The 9,525-nt window shown below is 37.8% G+C and carries 6 protein-coding genes; 5 read left to right on the top strand and 1 reads right to left on the bottom strand.

What is annotated here, in order from left to right:
- Window positions 1-597: 597 nt before the first annotated feature.
- A complete protein-coding gene (locus tag FB551_RS09945; protein WP_142017134.1) occupies window positions 598-1,815 on the bottom strand; it encodes a hypothetical protein in 1,218 nt (405 codons plus the stop codon).
- A gap of 420 nt (window positions 1,816-2,235) precedes the next feature.
- Between FB551_RS09945 and FB551_RS09940 the strand changes: the two genes are divergently transcribed.
- From FB551_RS09940 to FB551_RS09920, 5 genes are all read left to right on the top strand, one after another.
- Complete coding sequence (locus tag FB551_RS09940) at window positions 2,236-4,740, top strand: PIG-L family deacetylase (RefSeq protein ID WP_142017131.1); 2,505 nt, start codon at window positions 2,236-2,238, stop codon at window positions 4,738-4,740.
- Window positions 4,741-4,840: 100 nt separating this feature from the next.
- Complete coding sequence (locus tag FB551_RS09935) at window positions 4,841-6,532, top strand: sodium:solute symporter (protein WP_142017129.1); 1,692 nt, start codon at window positions 4,841-4,843, stop codon at window positions 6,530-6,532.
- Between the two features lie 35 nt (window positions 6,533-6,567).
- Window positions 6,568-7,086 carry a DUF2911 domain-containing protein gene (locus FB551_RS09930; RefSeq protein WP_142017126.1) on the top strand — a complete coding sequence of 173 codons (519 nt, stop codon included), beginning with the start codon at window positions 6,568-6,570 and terminating at the stop codon, window positions 7,084-7,086.
- A 313-nt stretch (window positions 7,087-7,399) separates the two neighbouring features.
- Window positions 7,400-7,699 carry a hypothetical protein gene (locus FB551_RS09925; RefSeq protein WP_142017124.1) on the top strand — a complete coding sequence of 100 codons (300 nt, stop codon included), beginning with the start codon at window positions 7,400-7,402 and terminating at the stop codon, window positions 7,697-7,699.
- Window positions 7,700-8,045: 346 nt separating this feature from the next.
- The gene (locus FB551_RS09920) at window positions 8,046-9,521 is read left to right on the top strand and encodes a hybrid sensor histidine kinase/response regulator (RefSeq protein WP_142017121.1); all 1,476 of its coding nucleotides are present in this window, start codon (window positions 8,046-8,048) and stop codon (window positions 9,519-9,521) included.
- The last annotated feature ends 4 nt before the right edge of the window (window positions 9,522-9,525 follow it).

Below are 9,525 nucleotides of genomic sequence, written 5' to 3'. Positions count from 1 at the left end.
GTTTTTCAGACGCAAAGATTTTATTTTTTTAACTGTTGATTGTAAGGGAGCAAAGGAAAGAATCAACTTCGTTGCTTCGCTGAAGCATATGGATAGGCGTGCCGCTTCATCAGTGACAAAGTTGCATTGCTTTGCCTGTTTACATAAAATGGACTTATAAATAGAAACTTTGCGTTCATCTTTTTAATCAGGAATAATTTAAAATACAAACTGATGATATGTTTTTCAGACGCAAAGATTTTATTTTTTTAACTGTTGATTGTAAGGGAGCAAAGGAAAGAATCAACTTCGTTGCTTCGCTGAAGCATATGGATAGTCGTGCCGCTTCATCAGCGACAAAGTCGCATTGCTTTGCCCACTTAAATTAAACGGTATTATAAATGATCTTTGCGTTTATTTTTTTAATTCAGAAATAACTTCAAATATGATTCCCCTAAGCCTTTGAGCTAGTAAGTAAGATTATTGCATTTAGACTTATCCCGAAGTAAAGAGACTTCAGAGAGCAATTGATGCAAACATCCCTTATGATTTTACATAGATAAATGTACTGTAAACTTCGTAGATAAATAAAAATGCCCCTCAAAAAGGGGCATTATATTATTGAGCTTTTACCTGCTCTATCTTGATGAATATTTTAGAAAGGTTGGGCTGGGCACTGCCTGTAGTGGGTGCTCCTACCATAATGGTTGCGGTATAAGCGGTTTTTGAAGAAGGATTACTGTCTATCCAGGTATATCTTCTGTGCTCAGGTCCGCCGCCGGCTCCATCTATAATCCCTATATTCCCCCAGTAGGCACTTCCAACTGCCCCTGTACCTTGAGGAAACCAGGTGGCAGATGAGTCTGCCATACCACCCCATACTCCTGAAGTAATATTGTTGGTGGTTACCGCAGAGCCAATATAACCACCATATTCGGTATTATAATTCCAGTATAGATTAACGGTAGCACCAGTATTATTAAATAATTGTACATTAGGAACTGCAGCGGTTGTACCACTTGTGGTATCAAATATTACCCTGATCGAATACTTACCATCCGGGGTCGCAAGAGGCAAAGTATAGGCCTGTTTCCCGTTGCCATCGGTGGTTAGGGTAGGGTATCCCATTACAGCAACAGGCGCAATGTCTGCACGGCTGCTATTTCCTACTGTAGCAGTACAGTTTTGTGCTGCAGTTAAGAAAGAAACTGTAGCGCTGGTCATCGGAACAGCCATATCATTACCGGTGGCAGGAGTTCCACTCACGGAGAATACCAGTTCGCCATCACCAAACTCTAAAGTTCCCGGTCTTAGCTGGAAGGTTAATCCGTTTACTGTAAAAGGAGTTCCTGAATTATAGGAACCTCCGTTTCCGCCACTGTAAGTAACTCTCAGGTTTCCGGTGTACGGAATACCGGGAGTATAAGTAGAAGGATTTAAGTAAGCTGTAGTACATTGTAATGCGGAAATTGCCGGAGCCACAGCATTGGTTGCCTGTGTAAGTCTTTGCCATACTGTTCCATCAAAATAATAATAGCCCATAGCAGTAACATTAATACGTTGTCCTGCAGTATCTCCACCGGTAACATCCGTAATATAAACTAATGCTCCGGTCTGATTGCTGCCATACGTAGCTGTATTGGCTGTAAGCTCTGCTCTTGTAAGCCTCGGAGCCTGTAGTCCGTATGTTTGTGTGTTATCCGTAATCAGTCCTGAAGTATCTCTTTTTGCAGATACATCCACCGTTGTTTTAGGTGAAGTGGTGTTGAACCCTACTTGGGCAAATGAGAATGCAGAAATAAGAACTGCACAGAGTTGTGTAAATTTTGTTTTCATATAAAAGTGTGATTTTGTGTAAGTTCAAATATAGCTTTTTTTTATGGAAAATAAAATAAAAGACCTTTGTAATTGTGAAAAATTAATTAATTGGTAATATTCTGTTTGATTTAAGTATTGAATGTGGGTTTAAAACTATTGATGTCAAATTCTCTGCTTTTCTCTATATCACCTCCTTTGATTGAAAAAGATACGATGATTTTTATGACGCAAAGTTTTCATTTTTGAATCTGTTGACTATATATGGAAGCCCACTTGCAATAAAGTGGAATTATTGATGAGCTTTGTATTGGTCTTTTTTATATTTATAGCGCTATTTTTAGAAAAATTTAATATAATGTTTGAAATTTATAGGTTGTTTTTCTTTTAATGTTGAAAGAAAGATGATTTACTTATATTTGCCCCGCAAAGCAAATTCATATGTTCAAAAAAGTAATTACTGTATGTGTCCTTAGCTTTTATACGGTTTTTTGTTCGGCTCAGCAGGTTCGGCCTTCAAAATCATCTGAAATTTACCGTGAACTCAAAACCCTTAAACATCTGCCTAAAGTTTTATACCTTGCGGCTCATCCTGATGATGAAAATACAGGATTACTTTCCTGGCTGATCAACGATCAAAATGTAGAAACGGGTTATCTGTCTTTAACCAGAGGAGATGGCGGGCAGAATTTATTAGGTACAGAGCAGGGTGCTGCATTGGGTTTAATCAGAACACATGAGCTTTTAGAGGCAAGAAAGTTAGACGGCGCTCAACAGTTTTTTACCCGCGCAATCGATTTCGGGTTCTCTAAAAATACTACCGATACCTTTAAACAATGGAATGCAGACAGCATTACAGCAGATGTAGTCTGGGTAATCCGTCAATTCCGTCCTGATATTATCATTTGCCGTTTTCCTCCTACTGCTGCGGCAGGCCACGGACAGCATGCGGCTTCGGCTGTGGTGGCTGAAAAAGCTTTTAAGCTGGCTGGTGATAAAACAGCTTTCCCGGATCAACTGAAATATGTGAATGCATGGCAGCCAAAACGTGTACTGTGGAATACTTTCAGGTTTGGAGGGGTCAATACGACCGCTGAAAATCAACTGAAAGTTACCGTTGGACAGTATGATGCCCAATTGGGAATGGGGTATGGCGAACTGGCGGGATTAAGCAGAAGTCTGCATAAAAGCCAGGGCGCAGGAACACAGTCTGTAGCCGGGATCAGAACTGAATATTTTTCCCACGTTATTGGTGAACCTGCAAAAACAACCCTTTTCGATGGAGTTGTTAAAACCTGGACTTCACAAGGAAACGCTGATATAGACCAATCCTTAGATAAAATTATTTCCGATTTTAATTTTAATAATCCTGACCTTAGCTTACCGGCTTTGCTTGCTTTGCGGAAAAAGGTCTTGGCACTCAAAGATGCAGACCTGAAAAAAGATAAAATTAAATCGCTTGACCATATTATTTTAAGCTGTGCCGGGTTTATGGGTGAGGCAGTTACCAGTCAGGCTGAAGCTGTTGCCGGGGATCATTATAATTTCAGGCTCAATCTGATTTCAAGAGCTGCCAATCCGGTTGTTTTAGAAAGTGTTAAATGGTTAAATCAATCAGAAAGTTTCAACAGAAAACTATCAAAAGATTCTTTAATTACTATTCAGCATGACATTCAGATTCCTGAAGATGCAGCCCTCACAGAACCTTACTGGTTGGCAAAACCACCTGTGAACGCAGCCACTTTCTCTGTTCCGGATGAAACTTTAATCGGTTTGCCCGAGACGGAATCACCATTGAATGTTTTGCTTGGTTTAAGAATCGGTTCAGAACAGTTTCAGGTTAAACTTCCTTTATCTTTCAAGAAATTAGATCCGGTACGTGGTGATGTTGTTGAAGCGTTGCGTATTGTTCCTGCCCTGGAACTGAAATTTACTCAACCCCTGTATTGGGCCAAAGAAAATGAAGATTTACATGTGAGCTTACACGTTAAAGTTAATTCTGACAAACAGTACAATAAAGGTGTTCTAAACCTGATGTATAATGGAGAACGCTTAGGCAGCACTGATGTAAATTCACTTAAAGGAAAAGACTTTACCGTCGATTACGTTATTCCAAAAGCTAAGTTTGCCTCAATACACTCCTCCCGTTTGCCATTGGATGCCAGTTTTGTTGCAGACGGCGTTACTTATAATAAAAAGCAGATGTTAATTCAGTATCCGCATTTGCCTTCTTTACAATATTTTTCGCCGGCAACGGCAGTGGTAATGAAAGGTGAAATTCAGTCGAATATTAAAAAAATCGGGTACATAGAAGGTGCAGGTGATTTCATTCCTGAGTTTCTGCGCATTGCAGGTATTCAGGTAGATGTTCTGAAAGACGAAGACTTTTTTGGCAACTTAGATGAAACCGGTGGAAATAGTAGTCAAAACAAGCTATCACAATATGATGCAATCGTATTGGGGATTCGTGCTAACAACACAGAGAAAAAGCTGGGCCGCTGGATGCCTTTTTTATGGTCTTATGCAAAAGCTGGGGGGAATCTGGTGATGCAGTACAACACCAACCAGGATACCACCGTTGACAAATTGGGAATGTACAATTTCAGTATTGCCAATAAGCGTGTTACCGAAGAAAACGCTGCCGTTACCTTTTTGAATCCCAATCATAAATTACTAAACTTCCCGAACAAAATCACTGCGGATGATTTTAAAGGCTGGGTGCAGGAGCGTGGTGCTTATTTCCCTGCTCAATGGGATGCAGCCTATGAACCGCTTTTTGAAATGCATGATACAGATGAAGAACCCCTTCAGGGATCCACTTTATATGCCAAATACGGAAAGGGAAATTTTATTTACACACCGTTGGCATTTTTCAGACAGCTGCCTGCAGGAAATGTGGGTGCAGCACGTTTATTTTTTAACTTTTTATCTGCACAGAAAAACTAATGAACAAAAAAAATAAAAACTGGAATATCTGGTACATACTATTGGCAGTTGCATTAGTACTGCAGATCGCATTTTATTATGGGTTTACTAAATACTGGACATGAGTAATATAGATTGGACTGTTCTTATTTTTACACTTGTTATAGTGGTGGTTTATGGCGTATTCATCGGGCGTGGCCAAAAAAGCAACGAATCCTACCTGAAAGCAGATAATAAAATGCCCTGGTACATTGTCCTTATCGGGATTATGGCCACGCAGGCCAGTGCCATAACATTTCTTTCAGCACCGGGCCAGGCATATACAGACGGGATGCGTTTCGTTCAGTATTATTTTGGCTTGCCTCTGGCGATGATTGTAATCTGTATTACTTTCATTCCGATTTTTCAGCGCTTAAATGTTTACACGGCTTATGAATATTTGGAAAATCGGTTTGATAAAAAAACAAGGGTTCTCACTTCACTACTTTTTCTTTTTTCAAGAGGTTTGTCAACAGGAATCAGTATTTATGCTCCAAGTATCATCTTATCAAGCGTATTAAACTGGAACATTTATGTAACCAATATTTTAACAGGAGGGATTCTGCTTATTTATACCTATGTTGGTGGAGCAAAAGCGATTGCTCACACCCAGAAATTACAGTTTCTCATTATTCTGGGAACGATGGCTTTTGCAGGTTTTCTGCTTATTCAGAATATGCCGGATGGAATTGGATTTACGGATGCGCTGTATCTGGCAGGAAAATCCGGAAAGCTCAATGTTATTACCACAGAATTTGATTGGAAAGATAAATACAATATCTGGAGTGGATTGATCGGTGGTTTTTTCCTGGCACTTTCTTACTTCGGTACGGATCAGAGTCAGGTCGGCAGATATATTACTGCAAAAGACAATACCAATGCTAAAATGGGTTTGCTGTTGAACGGCTTGGTGAAAATTCCGATGCAATTTGCTATTCTTCTTATTGGTGCTTTGCTTTTTGCATTCTTTTCTCTAAAACCGGCTCCGATTTATTTTAACGAACGCTCTTACCAACAGTTGAAGGAGGCAAAACCTGAACAGGCCGCGGTTTTTGAAAAAGAACATCAGAATTTACAACTGAAATTTAACGCAGAATCGAAAGAAATTTTAAAGTTGAAAGAAACTCATTCTCCTCAGCTCAAAAAAACAATTCAGGATTTTAAAGATACACAGACCCAGGTAAAAGCACTTCACAGCAGGGTGGAGGAAGCGATCAACAATTCAAACTATAATGCAGAAAAAACAGATACGAATTACATTTTCCTGTATTTCGTAAAAAATACATTGCCTGTAGGGATGATCGGTTTACTGTTTGCCGTCATTTTTCTGGCCAGCTGGGGTTCTATTTCGGCAGCGCTGAATTCCCTTGCCGCCTGCTCATTAAAAGATGTTCATTTAATATTCAGCAAAGAAATTCCTGATGAAAAAACCGAATTGAAGTATAGCCGTCTGCATACTTTAGCCTGGGGCATTTTTTCAATCGCTGTCGCAATGTTTGCCACACAGATGGGTTCTCTTATTGAAGCGGTTAATGTACTGGGTTCTCTTTTCTATGGTCCGATATTGGGGATCTTTCTCGTTGCATTTTATTACAGGAAAATCACTGGCCCGAATGTATTTATTGCTGCCATTTTATCGGAAATTGCTGTGATTGCTGTTTATCAGTTCGATATCGTTTCTTTCCTTTGGCTTAATGTAATCGGGGCAGCAGCGGTCATTGTATTTTCTGCAATCGGTTTGCTGTTTTATAAGGAGAAAACAGTAAATTCGTAAACGAACAATAATAAAAACAAACAAATAAAAATATTATGAAAACGATTCTTAAATCTGTGACTGTACTTGTTGCTACCATGACGATTTCAATGAATGCCTTTGCACAGGAGGCCAAAAAACCTGCCAGCCCTCCGGCTACTGCTACGGGAAAAATTAAAGATGCAAACATTACCATTGCCTATAGCAGCCCTTCTGTGAAAGGACGTACAATCTGGGGAGGTTTAGAAGCTTATAATAAAGTTTGGCGTGCAGGTGCCAATGAAGCCACTACTTTCGAAACAGATAAAGACATTACTGTTCAGGGTAAAAAACTGCCTAAAGGTAAATACAGCTTTTTCTTAATCCCTAAAGAAAGCGGAACCTGGACTGCAATTTTTAACAAAGAACCAAAACAATGGGGTGCTTATAAATATGAAGAATCTAAAGATGCGCTACGTGTTGATGTAAAAACAAAAGCTTTACCGGCAACACAGGAAACTTTAGTGTATAAAGTAAATAATAATGGATTCACAATGGATTGGGATAAAATCTCAGTTCCTGTAGAGATCAAATAAACTGAAATATAATAAATTAAAATCCCGCATTTAGCGGGATTTTTTGTTTTGTAGTATTAAAAGTCTTTCTAAAAAACATCATCATACTTGAAAAAAAGTAAATGGTGGTCAATTATTTTTTAAACTTCGCTAAAAAGGTAGGAATAGCGCTGCCTGCTTTTTTCGCTGATGTACCTCAATGATGTAATTCGCCTGAGAAGAATTTCTGTTTAAAATTTATGCTAATTTCAATTTTAAGAAAAATTTAAGATACTCTGGCTTTTTTAGGCATGAAGATTGTTTATTTATATACCAAATACTTAAATATTATATTATGAATAATTCAGATTACAACAAAGCGGAAAAAGCAGTAAACGAAACAGAAAATAATCTAAAAAATGCAGCCAACGATGTAAAATGGAAAGTGAATGATCTGGCAGATAAAGCCAGAGATTACATCAATGAAAAAAGAAATAATGATGAAGAGGCAACTCAGGAAGATTGGCTGGAAAGAGTAAAATCCAATATTTCTGATACTTGGGATGATATTAAAGATAAAGCGGATGAGGCTTGGGAGAAAACAAAGGATGCTGCTGAAGATGTAAAAGCCGAATGGAGAAAGAAAACAAATTAAAGTTAGTTTGATAAAAGACCGGAACTCTAAAAGTTCTGGTCTTTTATTGTTTGTGTAGTTTATTTGTATTCTATATTTAGGATTTTAATTTTCTGTTATATTGATAACCAATCAAAAAACACCTGAGAAGTTATAATTCATTTTTTCATAGAATTTTGTTTCTTATCAGAATTATAATTTTTTTAAATATTATTATCTGTTTCAATTCTCACACCATCCTATTTTCAATAGTAAAAATGTGGTATGAAATAGTTATTCATAACACTTTAAAAATTGTTATGCTTTGAAATATTGTGACTATTTTTGAGGTTTAAATATCTGTAACCAATTATTGATTTTAACTTCTATGATTTTAATTGTTGATGACAATCAAAGTAATCTTTATTCACTGCAAAAATTACTTGAATCCAAGGACTTTAAAGTAGAAACTGCCAATTCAGGAGAAGAGGCTCTTGGAAAAGCTCTCAAAAATGACTACGCCCTTATTATTCTGGACGTTCAAATGCCTGATATGGATGGTTTTGAAGTAGCAGAAACACTGGCGGATTATAGTAAAACAAAAGAAGTTCCCATTATATTTTTATCGGCTGTCAATACGGACAAAAAATTTATAACCCGAGGCTATGCTTCAGGAGCTAAAGATTATGTAACCAAACCTGTAGATCCTGAGATCCTTTTACTGAAGGTGAAAACCTTCTATAATCTTCAGGAAAAAAATATTGCGATGAAAAAGAGCCAGCAGAATCTTGAGCTGGAGGTTAAAGGAAGACGAGAGTCACAAGTGACCATGAAGTCTCAGATAGACCATTTTCATTTAATGCTTGAATCCCTTCCACAAATTGCATTTACTCTGAATGAATCAGGAACTGTAGATTTTGTGAATGGTAAATGGTACGAATATTCAGATTCTGAGCAGAATTTCCCTGAAATACATCCGGATGATCCCGATATCACCGAGGAATTTGAAAGATGCAGGAAAAAAGGAAAAGCGCTTGAGCTCGAAATCAGAATTAAGAATGTCATTTCGGGTAATTACCGTTATCATTTGCTTAGAGTGACTCCTGTGTACGATGAAGATCGTATTAAAAACTGGGTAGGGACTTTTACCGATATTGATGATCAGAAAAAAGTTGAAAAAGAAAAAGATGAATTCTTAAGCATTGCAAGCCATGAGCTGAAAACCCCTTTAACGAGTATTAAAGCATACGTGCAGTTATTGGAAAGAAAGTTGAAACTGGATAAAGAAAGTTCTGAAGCGGGATTTGTAATGAAGGTTCAGAGCCAGATTGAGAAGCTGAATACATTGATTACGGATCTGCTGGATGTTTCTAAAATAGAAAATGGCAAGCTTAAAATTAATAAAAAACCCGTTAATCTCGAAAATCTGATCAGTAATGCGATTGAAACTATCCTGCAGACCCATGATGAACAGCAGGTGAAGATAGAGCGCCATGGAACAAAACCGGATATTTTAATTCCTTTAGACGAAATCCGGATAGAGCAGGTGCTTATCAATTTTCTGACGAATGCGATCAAATATTCACCAAACAATAACCAGGTTATTGTGAGTACTTTTGTAGATGAAGAAGCGGAGGAAGTAAGAGTAAATGTAACCGACTTTGGAATCGGAATCCCTGATTTTAAACAAGATGCCGTATTTAAAAAATTCTACCGTGTAGAAGAATCTTCACTCCAGTTTCAGGGAATGGGGATAGGTCTGTTTATCTGTTCTGAAATTATCAAACAGCACCATGGAAGTGTTGGTGTTTCCAGTATTTTAGATGAAGGCTCTACATTTTATTTCACATTACCACTAAATTAATTTT

It is taken from the genome of Chryseobacterium aquifrigidense (assembly GCF_006716485.1).
GTDB classification, from domain to species: Bacteria; Bacteroidota; Bacteroidia; order Flavobacteriales; family Weeksellaceae; genus Chryseobacterium; species Chryseobacterium vietnamense.
The sequence above is the reverse complement of the archived record's forward strand: the minus strand, read 5'-3'. Positions and strand labels throughout refer to the sequence as shown.